Source organism: Micromonospora matsumotoense, from assembly GCF_900091525.1.
In the GTDB taxonomy this organism is placed as follows: domain Bacteria; phylum Actinomycetota; class Actinomycetes; order Mycobacteriales; family Micromonosporaceae; genus Micromonospora; species Micromonospora matsumotoensis.
The window spans coordinates 37602-55810 of record NZ_FMCU01000009.1 but is presented as its reverse complement, the minus strand read 5'-3'; the positions used below and the strand labels follow the sequence as shown (position 1 = coordinate 55810).

16 protein-coding genes are annotated in these 18209 nt (G+C 73.8%); 6 read left to right on the top strand and 10 right to left on the bottom strand.

The annotated features are described in order from the left end of the window. Positions 1-70: 70 nt before the first annotated feature. A complete protein-coding gene (locus tag GA0070216_RS18640) occupies positions 71-1279 on the top strand; it encodes a DUF4032 domain-containing protein (protein ID WP_091247510.1) in 1209 nt (402 codons plus the stop codon). Positions 1280-1347: 68 nt separating this feature from the next. On the opposite strand, the gene nagA is transcribed toward GA0070216_RS18640, so the two are convergent. The 3 genes from nagA to GA0070216_RS18625 are packed head-to-tail and all read right to left on the bottom strand — an operon-like array spanning position 1348 to position 4393. Continuing rightward, complete coding sequence (gene nagA / locus GA0070216_RS18635) at positions 1348-2457, bottom strand: N-acetylglucosamine-6-phosphate deacetylase (RefSeq protein ID WP_091247508.1); 1110 nt, start codon at positions 2455-2457, stop codon at positions 1348-1350. Beyond that, complete coding sequence (locus tag GA0070216_RS18630) at positions 2454-3467, bottom strand: ROK family protein (RefSeq protein ID WP_091247506.1); 1014 nt, start codon at positions 3465-3467, stop codon at positions 2454-2456. The genes nagA and GA0070216_RS18630 overlap by 4 nt, the downstream gene beginning before the upstream one ends. Then, on the bottom strand, positions 3464-4393 hold the full coding sequence (locus tag GA0070216_RS18625; protein ID WP_091247505.1) for an SIS domain-containing protein: 930 nt from the start codon (positions 4391-4393) through the stop codon (positions 3464-3466). The genes GA0070216_RS18630 and GA0070216_RS18625 overlap by 4 nt, the downstream gene beginning before the upstream one ends. Positions 4394-4589: 196 nt before the next feature. Between GA0070216_RS18625 and GA0070216_RS18620 the strand changes: the two genes are divergently transcribed. The 5 genes from GA0070216_RS18620 (at position 4590) to GA0070216_RS18600 (ending at position 8769) form a co-directional block, all read left to right on the top strand. Then, positions 4590-5375, top strand: coding sequence for a DeoR/GlpR family DNA-binding transcription regulator (locus GA0070216_RS18620; protein ID WP_091247503.1), 786 nt, complete (start codon positions 4590-4592; stop codon positions 5373-5375). 119 nt (positions 5376-5494) lie between these two features. Next, entirely contained in the window at positions 5495-6505 is a 1011-nt protein-coding gene (locus GA0070216_RS18615; RefSeq protein ID WP_091247501.1) for an ABC transporter ATP-binding protein, read from the top strand. Continuing rightward, positions 6502-7515: an ABC transporter permease subunit gene (locus GA0070216_RS18610; RefSeq protein ID WP_091247499.1), complete on the top strand. Its 1014-nt coding sequence runs from the start codon at positions 6502-6504 to the stop codon at positions 7513-7515. The genes GA0070216_RS18615 and GA0070216_RS18610 overlap by 4 nt, the downstream gene beginning before the upstream one ends. 176 nt (positions 7516-7691) lie before the next feature. Then, positions 7692-8090, top strand: coding sequence for a DUF3263 domain-containing protein (locus GA0070216_RS18605; RefSeq protein WP_091247497.1), 399 nt, complete (start codon positions 7692-7694; stop codon positions 8088-8090). 166 nt (positions 8091-8256) lie between these two features. Further along, positions 8257-8769, top strand: coding sequence for a GNAT family N-acetyltransferase (locus tag GA0070216_RS18600; RefSeq protein WP_091247494.1), 513 nt, complete (start codon positions 8257-8259; stop codon positions 8767-8769). 378 nt (positions 8770-9147) lie between these two features. On the opposite strand, the gene GA0070216_RS18595 is transcribed toward GA0070216_RS18600, so the two are convergent. From GA0070216_RS18595 to GA0070216_RS18565, 7 genes are read right to left on the bottom strand one after another with little or no spacing between them, the layout of a single operon-like run. Beyond that, the gene (locus tag GA0070216_RS18595) at positions 9148-11460 is read right to left on the bottom strand and encodes an AAA family ATPase (RefSeq protein ID WP_091247492.1); all 2313 of its coding nucleotides are present in this window, start codon (positions 11458-11460) and stop codon (positions 9148-9150) included. A gap of 40 nt (positions 11461-11500) precedes the next feature. Then, on the bottom strand, positions 11501-12112 hold the full coding sequence (locus GA0070216_RS34595; protein ID WP_091247490.1) for a hypothetical protein: 612 nt from the start codon (positions 12110-12112) through the stop codon (positions 11501-11503). A gap of 44 nt (positions 12113-12156) precedes the next feature. After that, positions 12157-12921: a GTP-binding protein gene (locus GA0070216_RS18585; RefSeq protein ID WP_176739037.1), complete on the bottom strand. Its 765-nt coding sequence runs from the start codon at positions 12919-12921 to the stop codon at positions 12157-12159. Then, positions 12899-13378 carry a DUF742 domain-containing protein gene (locus GA0070216_RS18580; RefSeq protein ID WP_091247488.1) on the bottom strand — a complete coding sequence of 160 codons (480 nt, stop codon included), beginning with the start codon at positions 13376-13378 and terminating at the stop codon, positions 12899-12901. Before GA0070216_RS18580 ends, GA0070216_RS18585 begins: the two co-directional genes overlap by 23 nt. Continuing rightward, on the bottom strand, positions 13375-13845 hold the full coding sequence (locus GA0070216_RS18575) for a roadblock/LC7 domain-containing protein (protein ID WP_091247485.1): 471 nt from the start codon (positions 13843-13845) through the stop codon (positions 13375-13377). The genes GA0070216_RS18580 and GA0070216_RS18575 overlap by 4 nt, the downstream gene beginning before the upstream one ends. Then, positions 13842-16679: a sensor histidine kinase gene (locus GA0070216_RS18570; protein WP_091247484.1), complete on the bottom strand. Its 2838-nt coding sequence runs from the start codon at positions 16677-16679 to the stop codon at positions 13842-13844. The genes GA0070216_RS18575 and GA0070216_RS18570 overlap by 4 nt, the downstream gene beginning before the upstream one ends. Then, a complete protein-coding gene (locus GA0070216_RS18565; RefSeq protein ID WP_091247481.1) occupies positions 16666-17853 on the bottom strand; it encodes a hypothetical protein in 1188 nt (395 codons plus the stop codon). Before GA0070216_RS18565 ends, GA0070216_RS18570 begins: the two co-directional genes overlap by 14 nt. Positions 17854-18209: the final 356 nt, after the last annotated feature.

Sequence of the window (18209 nt, the reverse complement as noted above, 5' to 3'; positions counted from 1 at the left end):
CGGCCCGGGGTCGATGTGTGTCGAACCACGAAGGGAGGCGTACGCCGGGGGTTGCCGGCACACTTGTCCCGTGCGGATCACCTCGGCCCTCGTCGACCCGGCGCTGCTCGATCTCCCCTGGTCGACCCCGCTGGAGGAGTGGCCTGCCCGGCACCTGGTGGCGCTGCCGCAGGGCATCTCCCGGCACATCGTCCGGTTCGTCCGTCTCGGCGACTACGTGTATGCCGTCAAGGAGACCGGGGAGCGGGTCGCCGAACGCGAGTACGACCTGCTGCGGGCGCTGGAACGGATCGGCTTCCCGTCGGTGGAGGCGATCGCGATCGTGGCCGACCGGCAGGCCGACGACGGCACCCCGCTGGACCCGGTGCTGATCACCCGGCACCTCCAGTTCTCGCTGCCCTACCGGGCGCTGTTCTCCCGCACGCTGCGTCCGGAGACGATGGGCCGGCTGCTCGACGCCCTCGCCGTGCTGCTGGTCCGGATGCACCTGACGGGCTTCTTCTGGGGCGACTGCTCGCTGTCCAACACCCTGTTCCGCCGGGACGCCGGGGCGTTCGCCGCCTACCTGGTCGACGCCGAGACCGGTGCGCTGCACCGCTCGTTGTCCAACGGGCAGCGCGGTGAGGACCTGGAGATCGCCCGGGTCAACATCTTCGGCGAGGCGCTGGACCTCCAGGCGGCCGGGCTGCTGCACGAGTCGATCGACCCGGAGGTGGTCTGCGAGGAGGTCGTGCAGCGCTACGAGCGGCTCTGGCACGAGATCACCTACGAGCAGCAGGTCGAGCGGGAGGCCCGGCACGACATCGAGGGCCGGATCCGCCGCCTCAACGACCTGGGCTTCGACGTGGCCGAGGTGGCCCTGTCGACGGTCGACCACGGGCGTTACCTGGTCCGTCCGAAGGTCGTCGACGCCGGTTACCACACCCGACGGCTGATCCGGCTCACCGGCCTCGACGCCGAGGAGAACCAGGCCCGTCGGCTCCTCAACGACCTGGACGCCTACCGGGTGGAGAGCGACCTGACCGACGAGCAGCAGGCGGCCCACCGCTGGCTGACCGAGGTCTTCGAGCCGGTCGTCCGGGCGGTCCCCGCGCACCTGCGCCACAAGCTGGAACCGCAGGAGATCTTCGCGCAGATCATCGAGCACAAGTGGCTGCTCTCCGAGCGGGCCCGCCGGGACGTGGGGATGGGGCCGGCGGTGCAGTCCTACCTGTCCGACGTGCTGGTGCACCGGCCCGACGAGCAGGCCGTCCTGGGCGTCGAGGTCCCCGCGCCCTGATCCGCGCTCCTTCCGGCCGGCTCGACCCTGCCGGAAGGAGCGGACCTGCCGTCGGCCCGGGACAGGTGTCAGTCGAGCCAGGTGCCGGCGCGCATCACCCGCACCACGTTCAGCTCGTCGTCGAGCACCACCAGGTCGGCGCGGAGACCCGCCTGGAGGGCGCCGACCCGGTCACCCAGACCGATGGCCCGGGCCGGGGTGGTGGCGACCATCCGTGCCGCGTCGGCGATCGGGATGCCGGCGGTGACGGCGTGCCGCAGCGCCGCGTCCATGGTGAGGGTGCTGCCGGCGATCGCCCCGTCGTGGGCCAGCCGGGCCACCCCGGCGGCCACGGCGACGGGCTGGCCGCCCAGCTCGTACTCGCCGTCGGGCATGCCGGCGGCGGCCATCGCGTCGGTGATCAGCGCGACCCGTTCCGGGCCGGCCACGGCGGTGGCGAAGGTGAGCATGCCGTCGTGCAGGTGCACCCCGTCGGCGACCAGCTCACAGACCACGTTCGGGGCCTCCATCAGGGCCACCACCGGGCCGGGCTCGCGGTGGTGCAGCGGGCGCATCCCGTTGAACAGGTGGGTGCCGACGCTCGCCCCGGCCGAGACGGCGGCCCGGGTCTGCTCCCAGGTCGCGTCGGTGTGGCCGACGGCGGCGACCACCCGGTGCGAGGTGAGCAGCTTGATCGCGTCCAGCGCGCCGGGGCGCTCCGGGGCCAGGGTGACCATCCGTACCGTCCCCGCCCCCTCCGCGATGAGCTGCTCCAACTCCTCGGTGGACGGGTCGCGGAGGAACTCCGGGTTCTGCGCGCCGCAGCGGGCCGCCGACAGGTACGGCCCCTCGAAGTGGACGCCCGCCAGCACGCCCTCGCGGACCAGCGGCGCGAATGCGGCGGTCGCCGCGCGCATCAGGTCGAACGGGGAGCTGACCAGGCTGGCCAGCAGGGTGGTGGTGCCGTGTCGCAGGTGGAACGCGGCGGCCTCCCGGGCGGCGTCGGCGTCACCGGTGGTGAAGGTGTGCCCGCCCCCGCCGTGGGTGTGCATGTCCACGAAACCCGGCACGATCCAGTGCCCGTCGCGCTTGGCCGGATACTCGGCGACCGCGGTGATCCGCTCGCCGTCCAGCTCCACGCACCCCTGCCGGACCACGCCGGTCGGGGTCACCACCTTGCCGGTCACCCGCTGGGTCATCGTCTCTCCAGACTGTCGAGGGCGAGCAGGGCGGCACCGAGGCAGCCGGCCTCGTCGCCGAGGGCCGCCGCGACCAGGCGCGGCTCCCGATGGAAGGTCATCCGTTCGTGCAGGGTGGCGCGGAGCGGGCCGAGCAGTTGCTCGCCGGCCCGGGCCAGACCGCCGCCGATGACCATGGTGTCCACGTCGTAGAGGGCCTGCCCGGTGGCGAGCCCGTCGGCGAGCGCCTCGACGGCCTCCCGCCACACCTGCCCGGCCAGTTCCTCACCGGCCGCCGCCCGCCCGGCCACCTCGGCCGCGCTCACCGCCGTACCGGCCGGGCGCGTTGCCGCGCCGGCCGGAGGTGCTGCGGTGCCGACTCCGGGCGGGCCGGCCTGCGTCGTTGCGTCGGCCAGTTCGGCGTAGCGGCGGGCGATGGCCGAGGCGGACGAGACGGCTTCCAGGCAGCCGGGCCGGCCGCAGCCGCAGCGCGGGCCGTCGGGGCGTACCAGGATGTGGCCGATCTCGCCGGCCGCACCGTGCGCGCCGACGGCGGCCGACCCGGCGACCACGTGCGCGGCGGCGATGCCGGTGCCGATCGCGACGAAGAGCACGTGCCGGGCGTCCCGGCCGGCGCCGAGCCGGGCCTCGGCGATCCCGCCCACCCGCACGTCGTGGCCGAGCACCGCCGGCAGCCCGAGCCGTGCACCTACCAGCTTCCGCAGTGGTACGTCCCGGAAGCCGACGTTCGCCGACCAGACCGCCACCCCGGCGGCCTCGTCGACCACCCCGGGCACGGCGACGCCGCAGGCCACCGGGGTCGACCCGGCGGCGCGGGCCCGGTCGGCCAGCCCCTCGGCGACCGCCAGGACGGTCTCCACCACGGCGTCCGGGCCGCGCCCGGCGTCGGTCGGGTGCCGTTCGGCGTGCGCCACGCTGCCGTCCGGGCGGACCAGGGCGCACTTCATGCCGGTGCCGCCGACGTCCAACGCGACGACGAGTTGTTCGCCGTCGCCCGGCCCGTCGGTCATGCCAGCACCACTGAGCGGGTCAGGTGCCGGGGCGCGTCCGGGTCCAGACCCCGGCTGGTCGCCAGGGCCACCGCGAAACGCTGGGCCAGGATCAGGTCGGCCATCGGGTCGACCGGGGTCCGGCCGGCCGCCCAACTGCCCAGCACGGTGTGGCAGCCGTGGTGCCGGCTGTGGACGAACGCCGCCCCGGTCGCCGCCACGTCCTCCGGCAGCCCGTCGGGCAGCTCCCCGAAGGCCCAGACCAGCCGGCCGGGCGCGGCGATCGAGATGGGGCCGTGCCGGTAGTCCATCGCCGGGTACGCCTCGGCCCAGAAGGTGGCCGCCTCGCGGCACTTCAAGGCGGCCTCCTGGGCCAGCCCGACCGTCCAGCCGCGACCGAGGAAGGTGGCCTGGTCGATGCGGGCCGGGTCGAGCGGCAGCGGGGCCCGGACGGCGACCTCCGCGTCGGCGGCCAGCGCCTCGACGTTGTCGCCGAGGTGGGCGCGGAGCAGCGCCAGTGCGGTGGTGGCGAACCGGGTCTGCACCACCGAGCGCTCGTCGGCGAAGGGCATCGGCACGGCCGTGTCGGCGAACGTGACGGCGGGCGAGCCGGGGTCACCGACCAGGACGGTGGTGGGTGTCCGGCCGCGCAGCGCGGCGAGCAGGTCGAGTACCTCCGTGGTGGTGCCGGAGCGGGTGATCGCGATCAGCCGGTCGTAGCGGCGCCCGGCGGGGAACTCGCTGGCCTGGAAGGCGTCGGTCTCGCCGTGGCCGGCCCGCTCGCGCAGCCCGGCGTACGCCATGGCCATGAACCACGACGTGCCGCAGCCGACGACGGCGACCCGCTCGCCGGGCTGGGGGAGGCCGGCGGCGACGGTGCCGACCAGCCGGGCCGCCTCCCGCCAGCAGTCGGGCTGGCTGGCGATCTCCGCGTCGACATACGCCATGGGAACTCCTCGCACAGGGGAGGGAGGTGCGCAATACGGCTCATTACCACCGTCTTTCGCGCGTTATTCTGCGCGAACGGGGGTGCGCGTGGCAACCTGGCCCGGGACCGCGCAGTCGCGGGTTTTGCGCACCGGGAGTTTCGCGCACTACTGTGCACGCAATCGATCACCCTTGGTGCAGAGTCGGAGGCCCCCCGTGGACCGCTACGCCAGGTGGAACGCTCTGCTCGAGATGCTCACCGGCAGCGGGCGGGTCAGCGTGGAGGAAGCCGCCGATCGGCTGGACGTCTCCCAGGCCACCATCCGGCGTGACTTCGACCAGCTCGCCCAGCAGCAGATGATCACCCGGACCCGGGGTGGCGCGGTCGCCAACGGCGTCTCGTACGACCTGCCGCTGCGCTACAAGACGGCCAAGCACTCGGCCGAGAAGCAGCGGATCGGTGCCGCCGCCGCGGCGCTCGTCTCCCCCGGCACCGTGGTCGGCCTCAACGGCGGCACCACCAGCACCGAGGTGGCGCGCGCCCTGGCCGTCCGCCCCGACCTGAACACCAACGCCGAGGGTGCCCAGCTCACCGTGGTCACCAACGCCCTGAACATCGCCAACGAGCTGCTGGTCCGGTCCCGGATGAAGGTGGTGGTCGCCGGGGGTGTGGTGCGGCCGAAGTCGTTCGAGCTGGTCGGGCCGCTCGGTGGGGCGTTGCTGCGCGAGGTCACCCTGGACGTCGCCCTGTTGGGCGTGGACGCGCTCGATCCGCAGTTGGGTGCGGCCGCCCACCACGAGGGGGAGGCGGCGATGAACAACCTGATGGTGGCGCGGGCCAAGCGGGTCGTGATCATCGCGGACTCGTCCAAGCTGGGCGGTCACGCGTTCGCCCGGATCTGCCCGGTGGAGCGGGTGGAGACCCTGGTGACCGACTCCGGGGCGGCCCCCGAGCTGGTCGATGCGTTCCGCGCCGCCGGCGTGACCGTAGTCTGCGCCTGAGTCACTCGTTGGTACACCGTCGGTAGCGATCCACGCACCGATGCATACCGGGTATTGCCCTGGCGGGTATACCGAGTATGGTGACCGCTGTCATCAGCCACCATCGGGGGAGGCGCAGCTTGTCGGCTGTCCTGGAGATCGAAGGTCTACGTAAGACGTACAAGAGTCGTCGGCGCGGTGTCCGCAACGCGCTGGACGGCTTCGACATGCGGGTGGAGGCCGGTCAGGTGCACGGCTTCCTCGGCCCCAACGGGTCGGGGAAGACCACCACCCTGCGTACTCTGCTCGGGTTGATCCAGCCCGACGGCGGGCGGATGGCCATCCTCGGCCAGGAGGTGCCCGCCGCGCTCCCCACCGTCGCCGGTCAGGTCGGCGCGATCGTGGAGAGCCCGCAGTTCTTCCCGCACTTCTCCGCCCGGGACACCCTGTCCCTGCTGGCCGGGGCCGGCGACGTCCCCGCCGTACGGGTCGACGAGGTGCTGGAACTGGTCGGGTTGCGGGACCGGGCCGATGAGCGGGTCAAGACCTACTCACTCGGCATGAAGCAGCGGCTCGCCGTCGCGTCCGCCCTGCTCAAGAACCCCAAGCTGCTGATCCTCGACGAGCCGGCCAACGGCCTCGACCCGGGCGGCATCCGGGAGATGCGCACCCTGATGCGCACCCTCGCCGAATCCGGGATGACCGTGGTGCTCTCCAGCCACATCCTCGGCGAGATCCAGCTCATCTGCGACGAGGTCACCATCATCTCGCTGGGCCGCCGGGTCGCCGCCGGCCCGGTGGAGCAGGTGCTGGCCCAGCACTCGCACGGTGGCGTACGGGTGCGGCTGGATGCCGCCGAGGACCTCGCCGCCGCCGCCGAACTGCTCGGCCGGGCCGGTGTCGCGGTCACCCGCCACCCCGACCACCTGATGCTGGCCGGCGTCGACAAGCCGGCCACGGTCAGCCGGCTGCTCGCCGAACAGCACCTGTACGTCAGCGAACTGGCCCCGGTCGCGGTGGACCTGGAGAGCGTCTTCCTGGAGATCACCGCCACCGCGCCGGTCCCCGGTCAGCACCGCCAGGTCGATCAGTCCGCCAAGATCGGCGAGCCGGGCCACGCCGGCGGCACCACGGGAGGGTGGGGCGCATGAGCCTGTACGTCACCGAGCTGCGTCGGCTGGCCAAGCGCCGGCTCACCCGGGTCATGCTGGTCCTGCTCGTGCTCGGCCTGACCGGCATCGTCACCGCCTTCACCTTCTCCAGCCACAAGCTCTCACCGGCGGTGATCGCCCAGGCGCAGGCCGAGTCGGACGCGAACTTCCGCGACGCCGTCAAGAGCTGGGAACGCTCGATCGTCGAGTGCGACGCGGCCAAGGCCCGTGGCGAGCAGACCGAGGACCGGTACGGCCCGAACTGCGGCCGGGACTGGCAGCCCACCGCGGACATGTTCGACCCGAAGTGGAACCTGCCCTACCAGTTCGACTTCCGGGGCGAGTTCGGGATCTTCATCGCCGTCTTCGCCGGAGCGGTGGCGCTGTTCGCCTTCCTGATCGGCGCCTCGTTCGTGGGGGCCGAGTGGAGCAGCGGCGGGATGATGAACCTGCTGCTGTGGCGGCCGAAACGGCTCACCGTGCTCGGCACCAAGCTGGCCGCCGTGCTCACCATCCTGACCGGGGTGACCGTGGTGCTCGGCGCGCTGTGGACACTGGCCTTCTGGCTGATCGGCACCTACCGGGGGACCACCGCGAAGGTCACCTCCGGGGTCTGGCAGTCCGCCGGGATCAGCGGCCTGCGGGCGCTGGGGCTGATCCTCGCCGTCGGCGCGGTGGCCTTCGCGCTGGCCTCGCTGGGCCGGCACACCGCGATGGCGCTCGGCGTGGCCGTCGGCGTCGGGGTGGTCAGCGAGATCGGCATCCGGGTCGCCACCACGATCGCCGGGGTCCGGTTCGGGGACCGCTGGGTGCTCTCCACCTATGCGCTGGCCTGGTTCCAGAAGCAGTGGAAGCTGGTCGACTACCGATCCTGCGACTTCTCCCAGGGCGAGTGCACGCCGAAGGAGATGCTGGTGACCTGGCAGGACTCGGCGCTGGTGTTCGGCATCGGCACCGCCGTGGTGGTGGTGGCCGCGTTCTGGATGATGCGTCGGCGCGACGTCACCTGAGCCGGGTGCCGCCCCCGGTGCGGGCGGTACCCGGATGCGGCGGGCCCGTGTCGACCGACGGTCGGCGCGGGCCCGCCCGTCGTCTGCGGTGTGCCTCACCCGTCCGGGGCGGAGCGTCGCCCACCCTGGTTAAGCTGGGTTTCCCCGCCCGGCCGTCCACCCTGCCGAGGAGCGCCATGCCGCCCGCCGACGCCGTTCCCCGGTCCGAGCCGTCGCCGGAGCCGGTCGACACGCCGTCGCAGGTGCCCTCGCCACGGTCTGCCCCGGATGCCGAGCGGGCGTCCGTCGGTGGCGACGAGCTGACCGGGGCCGAGCGGGCCGGTGAGCGGGCGGCGACGGGCGGCGACGAGTTGACCGAGCGGGAGCTGCGCATCCTCGCCTTCGAACAGCAGTGGTGGCGGCACGCCGGGGCCAAGGAACAGGCCATCCGGGACACCTTCGGGCTCTCCGCCACCCGCTACTACCAGTTGCTCAACGGCCTGCTGGACCGTCCCGCCGCGCTGGTCGCCGAACCGCTGCTGATCGGCCGGCTGCGTCGGCTACGCGCCTCCCGGGCCCGCAACCGACGTCGCTGAACGCCCCGGAGCCGGTGCCGAGGGCCCACCAGGGCGGCGCAGCCGTGACAACGGAGCGTGAGGTGGCCTGCGCCGGTGGGACGACCGGACGAGACCTCCGACCAGACCGCCAGTCACCCGCGGAAAGGGGTGGACGGCAGCCGGTGCGGACGGCAGACTGCGGCACGTGACAGGTGCGGTACGGCTGGAACCGGTGGACGAGGCGAACCTGGAGTCGTTGCTCTCCGTAGCGGCGGCGGAGGCTGAGCCGAGTGATGTCATGCCCCCTGTGGACGCCCCCGCCGGCTGGTCGCACGCCCGTCGGGAGGCGTTCCGGGAGTTCCACCGGGCCAGTTTCGGTGGGCTGGACGGACCGACCCGCACCCTGATGTTCGCGGTGCTCGTCGGCGGCGAGGTGGTCGGCATGGTGCGGATGGCCCGCTGTGCGGCCCCCGGAGTGGCGGAGACCGGGATGTGGCTCGGCCGGTCGGCCCGGGGGCGAGGGCTCGGTGCCGCCGCCCTGCGGGAGTTGCTGAACACCGCGGCGGCGGCCGGCATGCACTCCGTCGTCGCGGACACCACCCCGGACAACGTGGGAGCCATCACGGTGCTGCGCAAGTGCGGCGCGAAACTACGTGAAGAAGGCGAGAAGGTGTACGCGGAGCTCTCGCTCGACGCGACTCCGCCCGCCGCCGGCTGACCCCTCGTCGCCGGGGTGAACCATCGGCACAGCAGCGGATCGCTGGTCCCGGGGCGAACGGCGGCACGGGTCGGTGTGTCGGGCACCTGGCGTCGCCGGGTGCGGCGACGCGGGTCGGGCACTGGCGTCGCCGGGTGCGGCGACGGCATGCGTCGAGGGCGGCGTGCCGTCGGCACCCGTGCTTCCACAGGGAGCGGTATGCCGGGCTGTCATATTCATGCCGCTCAGGCATACCGCTCCCTGCAACATCTACTTGTTCGCGGCGACACGCCCGAACTGGCCGGCCCACACACCCCATGGTCGGCCAGGCATCTCACGGCCAGGCTGACCAGCTCGCCGGTCCCGCTCCTGGCCCGCCTGCCCGGGACCACGCGCTGGTCAGCCCGCGTGCTTGTCCGCATAGGCGGCGAGCCAGGCCACCTGCGCGGGGTCCAGGGAGGGACGGACCCGGTCGCGGGCGGTGGCGACGTGGGCGGCGGTGACCGTGGCGGCGGACAGCGATTCCCGCATCGCGGCCAGCGCCGCCTCCCGCACCAGCGCCGCGCAGTCCGCCGCGGAGAAGCCGGCCAACTCCTCGCCGAGCGCGGCCAGGTCGACGTCCTCGGCGAGCGGCACGGCGCGGGACGCGGCCCGGAGGATCTCCGCCCGGGCGGGGCCGTCCGGCGGCGGCACGTACACCAGGCGTTCCAGCCGGCCGGGGCGCAGCAGGGCCGGGTCGACCAGATCCGGCCGGTTGGTCGCCCCGACCACCACCACGTTGCGCAGCGCCTCCACCCCGTCCAACTCGGTCAGCAACGCGGCTACCACCCGGTCGGTCGTACCGCCGTCGGTGGCCTGGCCGCGCACCGGGGCCAGCGCGTCCATCTCGTCGAGGAACACCAGCGTCGGCGCGGCCTCGCGGGCCCGGCGGAACAGTTCGCGGACCGCCCGCTCGCTCTCGCCGACCCACTTGGAGAGCAACTCGGCGCCCTTCACCGACAGCACGTTCGCCCGCCCGGTCCCGGCCAGGGCGGTCACCAGGTAGGTCTTGCCGCAGCCGGGCGGCCCGTAGAGCAGCACCCCCCGGGGTGGCTGCACCCCCAACCGGGCGAAGGTGTCCGGGTAGGTCAGCGGCCAGAGCACCGATTCGGTGAGGGTCTGCTTCACCTCCCCCAGCCCGCCGACGTCGTCGAGGGTGACAGTGGCCAGCTCCAGGGTGGACGACGCCATGGTGGTCGGCCGGACCACCTCCAACGCCGCCGAGAAGTCGGCCATCGCCACCGTCGGCGTCTCGGCCGTCTTCTGCCGCAGCGCCGCCCGCACCCCGGCCTCCCGCACCAGCGCGGCCAGATCGGCGGCGACGAACCCGGGGGTACGCCCGGCCACCTCGTCCAACCGGACGTCCTCGGCCAGCGGCACCTGCCGGGTCAGCACGGTCAACTGCTCCCGGCGCAGCGCCGGATCGGGCAGCGGCACCGTGATCCGCAGCGACAACAGGTCGGGTGCGCGCAGTCCCGGGTCGACCGACTCCGGGCGCGAGGTGGTGCACACCACCGCCGTACCCGATCGGACAGCCCGGGCGAGCACCTGCCGGAACACGGTGGCCAGCGGGCCGGCGTCCTCGGCCGGGGCCAGCGCCTCCACGTCGGTGACCAGCAACACCGACGGCCCGCCGTCGGCCAGGTCGGCGGCGGCCTCGCGCAGCCGGCGGGCCGCCGCGTCGTTGGTCAGCGCGGCGAGTTCCGGCGCCCACAGCGGGCGTACCCGGGCACCGACCGCCTTGGCCACCGCCCGCACCAGCGCCGACTTGCCCGAGCCGGCCGGCCCGCTGAGCAGCACGCCGAGCGAGACCGTGGTGCCCAGCCGGCCCAACACCTCCCCGTGGTGGAAACCCAGGTCCAGCAGTTCGGTCAGCTCCTCGGCCTGGGCGCGCAGCCCGGGTAGCTCGTCCACGTGCGGCACGTCGTCGTCGTACGCCGACTCGCCGTCCGCTGCCCCGGCGGCGGTCGCGACCGGACCCATCGAGGTGCCTGCCGCCGGGCCGGCGGGGGTGCCGGTGGACCGGCCGGGCGAGGGGCCGTCGGCGCGGGTGGTCCGACCCCGGTCCGGGCGGGCCGGGCCGGAGGAACCGTGGGTGACCTGGCCGTGTTCCCAGCCGACCACGGTGTCCATGGTCACCAGGGCGCCGGTCTCCGGTTCGGCGGCGACCACGGTCAGCAGGGTGCTCGTCCAGGCGTACCCGACGGTGTTGGCGAGGCTGCGTCGGGCGGCCTCGACCAGGCCGCGCACCGAGGCGTCGGGGAGGACGTCCTGGGGCAGCAGGGAGACGTTGTCACCCTCGGTGACCATCTTGCCGAGCAGGGCGAGCCGGAGCATCTCCGGGGAGACTGCGGCGACCACCGCCACCGGGCCGGCCAGGGTCACCCGCCGGGCCGGGGTGACCGGGGCCGGGGCCACCGTCACCTGACCGCCGTCGCGCAGACCGAGGTTGCCCAGCGTGAGGTCGTCGGCGTAGAGCAGGGCGGCGCTGGCGGTCGGCTCGGCGGGCGCGACGATCCCGGCGGTCACCCGCCTGCCGGCCAGCCGTACCGGGTCACCCGGGCGCAGCGCCAAGGCGGTCAGCACCTCCGGGTGCAGCCGGACGATGCCGCGTCGGGCGTCCAGCGCGGCCGGGCGCAGGCTGGCGGTCAGGGTCAGGTCCGGTTCGGGCATCGCCCGACAGTAGCCGCCCGTCGCTGCGGACACCCGGCGGTCAGTCGTCGTTGTCCAGCAGGGTGGGGTCGCGACGGATCAGTTCGGCCAGCCGGGCCGCCGGGTCGACGCCGGGCATCTCCCGGGCCGGCGTCCAGGCCGGTGGGTTCCGGTCCGCCAGCGGCCAGGCCGGCGGTGGGGTGGCCGACGGGTCGACCGGGGCCCGCGCCCCGGCGTCCGTCCGCCCGTTGCGGTCCCCGGTGTCCGTCCGCTCGACCCGCAGCGGGTACGTCCGCCCGGCGTACTCGACCCGCAGCGCCACGGTCAGGCCGGGATGGGCGGCGACCACCCGGCGGACCGCCTCGGCCACCTCCTCCACCGGGTCGGACCCGGCGGCGGGCCCTCCCGCCCCGGTCCGCCCGGGCCTGGTCCGAACCAGTTCCGCCTGCCCCGGCCCGGTCGGCCCCGGCCCGGTCGGCCCCGTGCCGGGCTGCCCCGGCCCGGTCGGTGCCGCTATGGGGTAGGCCGGGCCCGTGGTCGCCCGGCCGGTGGCCTCGAAGGCCAGGGTCGACACGCCGTCGTCGGCCTCCGCGCCCTGGTCGGCCGACCGGCGACGGCGGGCCTCCTCACGGCGTGCCAGCCGGGCCAGTGTCTCGTCCAGACCACCTCTCATCACGTCCCCCTCTCCGATGGAAACGGCCCCGGGCGCCGATTCGTTCAGACGCCCTTCTCCCGTACCGCCCGGTCCAGCGCCCGGTCCAGGACGACCAGCAGGGCGTCCCGCACCGACAGCCGGTCCCGGGCGTCGAACTGCACCAGCGGTACGTGGTCGCCGATCGCCAGCGCCCACCGGATCGCGCCCAGCTCGTGCGTCAGCCGGCCGTCGAAGGTGTTCACCCCGACCACGAAGGGCAGGCGGGCCCGCTCGAAGAAGTCGATTGCCGGGTAGCAGTCGTCCAGCCGGGAGCTGTCCACCACCACCAGCGCGCCGAGCGCCCCCCGGGCCAGGTCGTCCCACATGAAACCGAACCGGTGCTGACCGGGCGTGCCGAACAGGTAGAGCTTCAGGCTGCGGTCGATGGTCACGCAGCCGAAGTCCATCGCCACCGTGGTGGTGGTCTTCGCGCTGTGGGTGCCGGGATCGTCCACGCCGATGCCGGCGCTGGTCATCTCGGCCTCGGTGGTCAGCGGGGCGATCTCGGAGATCGCGCCGACCGTGGTCGTCTTGCCCACCCCGAAGCCGCCGGCGATCAGGAGTTTGACCGGGATCGGTGGGGCGACGGCCGGGCCGGTCCGGGTGTCCGGGGCGGGTGGGGCCGTCGCCGTCGGCGGCCGGTACGGCGGTGGTGGCGGCGCTGACGGCGGGTGTGGCGGTGCCGTCGGGGGGCCGCCCACCGGCTGGCCGTAGCGGGCGGAGGCACTGTTCGCGGCGAGCCCGCCGAGCGGGGCGACCGGCCATTCAGGAGATCGCACGGAGTCCATCAATCACTCGCAGGATGAGGTCGGGGTCAAATGCGTCGTCGACGGCGCCGACGTGCACGTCGAGGTGGCCGGCGGCCCGCAGGTCGCCGACCAGCACCCGGGTCACGCCGAGCTGCAGCCGCATCCGGGCGGAGATCTCGGCGACCGAGATCGGTTCACCGCACAGGGCGACGATCGCCTGCAGCTCGGGCGCGAGCAGGGCCGACAGCAGGGCTGCCCGGCCCGGCTCGGACCGGGCGGTGACCTGGGTCTCCAGGCCGATCGCCGGGTCCGCGCCGGACACCCGCCCGGCGGTCAGGACGAACGGGCGGGGGCTGGCCGGCCGCTCGGGCGCGGGCTCGGGCTCGGGGACGGGGACGGGCATCGTCGTCCCGTCCCCCGTGGGGGCCCGCAGGTAGGGGCGGACCCGGACCAACGGTTCGGGTTCCGATTCCTCACCGGCGGCGTCCCGGGTCATTGCTGAACGGCGTTCTTCAGCTCGGCGATGAGTCTCGGTGTCAGCGCCCCGCCGGCCCGGCCGGCGAAGAGCGTCATCTCGTACGCGACGGTGCCCAGGTTGGCCGACCGGTCGGCGATCACGCCGAGCACCGAACCGCTGCTGATCGCGGTGATCAGCAGGTAGCCGTCGGCCATGTCCACGATCACCCGGTTGAGCCCGCCGAGGGCGTACCAGCTGGCGGCGCCGCCGGCCAGGCTGGTCATGCCGGAGACGACGGCGGCCAGGCGTTCGGCGTTGGACCGGTCCTTGATCGACGACATGGCCATCAGTAGCCCGTCGGAGGAGACCGCGATGGCCTCCAGGACCCCGGCGGTGCTGGTGGTGAACGAGTCCAACAGCCAGTTGAACGTGCGCGCCTCCGGGCTGAGATCCCCGGCGGGGTGATTCTGGTAGTCGACGTTCTCGTGTACGTGCGGGCTGGTCACCGTGTCGTTCCTTCTTCAGTGCGGTGGTCGGGGCGGACTTCGCGCAGAGCCCGGGCGACGCCCGTCTCGAACGCGTTGATGAGATCGCGGACCTCGCCGGGATCTCCCGGATGCTGGCTGGGCGGTTGCCGAGGGGGTGAGACGGTCAGATTGGCGCCCGGTATCCGTCGGGTCAGGCGGGGTGTCGCCGGGTCGACGGGGGGTGCGGTGGCGGGCCTTGCCTGTTCGGCCCGCTGCACCCCGGACTGGAACTGCTCGACGAGGGCGCGGGCGGCGGCCGGGTCGGCCCGGGTGCCGTCCACCGGGCCGACGGCCGGGGCGGTGCGGGGCAGGCTGGCCCCGGGCACCCGCTGCCGGATTCCGGGCAGCGCGGCGGGCCGGTCCGCAGGGATCGGGCTGGGCTGCGGATTCGCCGGGATCGGGCTGGCCTGGGGGATCGCCGGGCTCGGGTTGGCCTGTGGGACCGTGGGGAGCAGGGTGGCCTGCGGGACCGTCGTGTGGGGCTGGTCGGCGTCGACCGGGGTCACCGTGGCGGTGCCCCGGGCCGGCAGGACCGTCCCGGCGACGACGGCGTCGGCGGGCTGGACCGGTTCCGGGTCGGCCGGCACGGTGCCGAACGCGTCCCAGGGGCCGGCGGTCTCCATGCTCCGGGTCGCCTTGCTGAGCAGCGTCGGATCGAACCCGGGCAACGCCGTGGAGTCGACCGCAGGCCAGGTCGAACCGGCATCGGCCACGGGCCGGGCCAGGCCCGCATCGACCAGCGGCCGGGCCAGGCCCGCATCGACCAGCGGGCGGGCCGGATCCGCGTCGAGCACGGCCGGCGTCCGGCCGGTCCGCAGCGGTCCGTCGGTGCCGGGCGCCCCGGGTGTGCCGGTCGTCGCGGGCCGCTCCCGCGAGGGGAGCGCCCCTTGGTTGGCGGGTCCGGGCCGGTCCCGCGACGGCAGCGCGGCGCGGGCGACGGGTGCACCGTGGCGTCCGGTGGTGGCGCGGGCCAGGGCGGAGCCGGGGAGCACCAGACTGGCGGTCACCCCACCACCGGCGGTCGCGGCCAACTCCACCGTCCAGCCGTGCCGGCGGGCCAGCCGACCCACCACGAAGAGCCCGAGCACCTCGGACGGGGCCAGGTCCAGCCGTTCCCGGCGGGTGAACCGGGCGTTCTCCTCGGCCAGCCGTTGCTCGCTCATGCCGATGCCCTGGTCGATCACGGCCAGCCGGGCACCGTCGTCGGTCGGTTCGGCGGTGACGACGACCCGGGTGTGCGGCGGGGAGAACACGGTGGCGTTCTCCATCAGCTCGGCCAGGGCCAGCACCAGGTCACCGATGATCGCCGGCACGGCGACCACCTCCGGGGGGACCCGTACGTCCACCCGGGTGTAGTCCTCGATCTCACCGAGCGCCAACCGGACCACGTCGGCCACCGGAATCGGTGCGACGTGCGCGTCGTCGCCCGTCGCACCGGAGAGCACCACCAGGCTGCCCGCGTTACGGCGCAGCCGGCTGGAGATGTGGTCGAGCCGGTACAGGTGCTCCAGCCGGCCCGGCTCGGTCTCCTGCTGCTCCAGCCGGTCGATCAGGGCGATCTGCCGGCCGACCAGGTTCTGGGTACGTCGACCGACGTGACCGAACATCTGGGCCACGTTTCGCCGGCTCGCCACCTGCCGTTCCACCAGCCGGGCGGCGGTGCTCTGCACCCGTTCGAAGGCGCGGGCCAGGTCACCGATCTCGTCCCGGGCGCCCACGTCGACCGGGTCGAGGCGTACCGGTGGGGTGGTTTCCGACTCGTCGTCGGCGACCCGGACCAGCTCGGACTCGGCGACCCGGGCGACCCGGTCGGCGGAGCGGGTGAGCCGGGTGAGCGGTCGGGCCACCGCCCGGCCGACCGCCACGGTGAGCAGGATGACCGCGATCAGGATTCCGACGATCAGGAGGGTCACCCAGTACGCCCCGGCGAGCGCCACCTGCCGGTCGGCGCGCACCTCGGCGGTGACGTCGGCGGCCAGCTTCTTCTCCACGAACTGGCCCAGGGTGATCATCGAGGCGACGGTGGGGAAGAGGGTCGCCACGTCCAGCGAGCCGATCGCCGTGGCCGGGTCCAGCGCGCTCTGGTTGAGAAAGTCCGGGCCGGTGCGGTTGGCGACCGCGACTTCCTCCAGGGTGAGCAGGTCGAGCTGCTCGGGGGTGACCAGGGCCTGGAGCCGGGCGCTCTCGTCCTGAAGGACGGCGAAGTTCGCCACGTAGGCGGTGACGGTCTGGGCGTTGGGTCGGGCGGCGACCAGCACGATCAGGGTGGCGCCGGCGCTGAGGCTCTCACCGGTGCGCAGCAGGCCGTCCAGGGCCAGCACCTGCCGCCCGGTCGGGGTCCGGGTGTCCGCGTGGAGGCGGAGCTGGAGCGAGTTGATCAGGGCGGTGTTCACCGGCCCGTACCCGGCCATGATCTGGTCGGGGCCGGTCTGCCCGGCCACGGCCGCCGTGCGGAGGGCGGCCAGTTGCCGTACCCCGTCGAGGGCGGTGTCGACCTCGGCCGGCAGGGTGTCGCCGAAGTCGGTACGCAGGTCGGCGATCCGGTCGTCCACCTCGGCGACCTTCTGCACCAGGTCGGTGCGCTCGACCTGCTTGAGCAGCAGGCCGATGGCGAGCAGACGTTCCTGCTGGAGATGTTGGAGGATCGTGCCGACCCGGCTGGCGATCCGGACCCGGTCGGCGAGGTCGCCGGCCTGTTGCGCCACGGTGGCCCGTTCCCAGACCACCGGCACGGTGAGTCCGACCATGCAGAGCAGGGGGACCATCAGCAGCAGGGCCAGCTTGCCCCGGATCCGGAGCCTACCGAGCAGCATCGAAGGGCCTCCACCGGTCGGGTTCGGGGCTCTGCCCCGCAGGCTGGAGCACCGGCATCGGTCCGGCCGGTAGCCGACCGGACTGCGTCGGCGGCTCCCACCGGGGGTTGCCGGTGGCTTCGGTCGGCTCGCCCGGTGCGGTGCCCCGGCCGCCCGGGGTGCCGGCGCGGCGGGCCAGCCAACCGCTCGCGCCGAGCGCCGCCAGGAGCAGTCCGGCCACCCCGCCGGCGGCGAGGATCAGCAGGTCGTCGCGGTCGAGCTGGTCGATCCGCTGGCGGAGCAGCCGGTCGAGTTCGTCGAGGATGACCGGTTGGAGTTCCCGGGTGGCGTTCTGCGCCTGGGTGCGGGCAGCGGCGAGTTTCGTCAGGTCCACCGCCGGCGTCCGGCTGTTGGGTCGGGACAGCGCCGCCAACGCCTCGACCGCCCGCTGGTAGCTGTCGAGCGGGGTGAGCGCGCCCGCGCCGATGTCGGCGCTCTCCGAGGTGTCGACCACCGTCTGGAGGTCGCCGACCAGGTCGCCCGCCGGTTGCAGGGCGGCGAACCGGAGGGTGGCCAGTTCGCCCAGGGAGCGGGCCTGCTCGGCGGCGGGCCGCTGCGGCATCAGCACGGCCAGGTCGACGAGCCGCCCGGTGGCGACCATGGCCTTCGGCATCTCCTCGCCGACGCCGTCCTGGAGGAAGTACGAGTCGGAGCCGGGGTCGCGGATCAGCCCGGAGGTCTCGCGGATCTTGCCGTGCAGGGCGAGCAGCAGGTCGGTGACCTCGCCGTACGCGGTGAAGGCGGCTTCCGGGTCGGTGAGCGACCGGCTGGGCAGGCCCTCCAGTTTCGCCCGCAGCCCGGCCCACCGCTCGGTGCTGCGCAGCTCGTCGCCCACCCGGGTGTCGACCGCCGCAGCCGCCTCCACCGCCCGGTCCAGGGCGTCCCGGGGGACCGGTCGGCCGGCGACGGCGGCGGTCTGCGCGTCCACCAGCGCCTCGGTGACCGGGCCGAGGGCACGCAGGTACTCGACGCCGAGGCGTTCCCGTTCGGCCAGCTCGCGGTCGGCGTCCACCATCCGGTGGCCCTGTACGACGAGGAACGCCACCGGCAACAGCAGCGCGGTGGCGAGTAGCAGCGGCAACAGGCGGCCCGGTGTCCTGGGCCGTCGACGGACCCGCGAGGCGGGAACGGTCATGGTTGTCTCCTCCGGCGGCGGCGCAGGGGTTCGGGGATGGCGTGACACTTCGGTCCCGTGCGTCGGACCGGAACCTAATCGAAGGTCGATCCCTGGCCAGAGGTCTGCACCGGTCAGTTTTGCGTCACTTCGAGTGATGTGACGTGACATCGACCTTCCCGACACGCTCCGTACTGTTGTCGGAGTGACATGCTCGTTTCCATTGTGATATGGCGTATTAAGCGTCAATTCACGGAGTCCGAACTCGTTCTGGGTGAACGCCGGGTGACCTTGTGCGTTTGACCTGTCCGGTCGACGATCGGCCGGTCAGGACGGACGTACGGCGGATCTCAGTCAACGCTCAGCTTCCGGGCCGT

What these genes read in the sequence shown, in the direction of transcription:
- GA0070216_RS18630 (WP_091247506.1), bottom strand. Translation starts at nt 3,467, where the DNA reads ATGACCGACGGGCCGGGCGACGGCGAACAACTCGTCGTCGCGTTGGAC.
- GA0070216_RS18580 (WP_091247488.1), bottom strand. Translation starts at nt 13,378, where the DNA reads ATGACCCGGGACGCCGCCGGTGAGGAATCGGAACCCGAACCGTTGGTC.
- GA0070216_RS34595 (WP_091247490.1), bottom strand. Translation starts at nt 12,112, where the DNA reads ATGAGAGGTGGTCTGGACGAGACACTGGCCCGGCTGGCACGCCGTGAG.
- nagA (WP_091247508.1), bottom strand. Translation starts at nt 2,457, where the DNA reads ATGACCCAGCGGGTGACCGGCAAGGTGGTGACCCCGACCGGCGTGGTC.
- GA0070216_RS18585 (WP_176739037.1), bottom strand. Translation starts at nt 12,921, where the DNA reads ATGGACTCCGTGCGATCTCCTGAATGGCCGGTCGCCCCGCTCGGCGGG.
- GA0070216_RS18570 (WP_091247484.1), bottom strand. Translation starts at nt 16,679, where the DNA reads ATGCTGCTCGGTAGGCTCCGGATCCGGGGCAAGCTGGCCCTGCTGCTG.
- GA0070216_RS18625 (WP_091247505.1), bottom strand. Translation starts at nt 4,393, where the DNA reads ATGGCGTATGTCGACGCGGAGATCGCCAGCCAGCCCGACTGCTGGCGG.
- GA0070216_RS18605 (WP_091247497.1), top strand. Translation starts at nt 7,692, where the DNA reads ATGCCGCCCGCCGACGCCGTTCCCCGGTCCGAGCCGTCGCCGGAGCCG.
- GA0070216_RS18565 (WP_091247481.1), bottom strand. Translation starts at nt 17,853, where the DNA reads ATGACCGTTCCCGCCTCGCGGGTCCGTCGACGGCCCAGGACACCGGGC.
- GA0070216_RS18595 (WP_091247492.1), bottom strand. Translation starts at nt 11,460, where the DNA reads ATGCCCGAACCGGACCTGACCCTGACCGCCAGCCTGCGCCCGGCCGCG.
- GA0070216_RS18610 (WP_091247499.1), top strand. Translation starts at nt 6,502, where the DNA reads ATGAGCCTGTACGTCACCGAGCTGCGTCGGCTGGCCAAGCGCCGGCTC.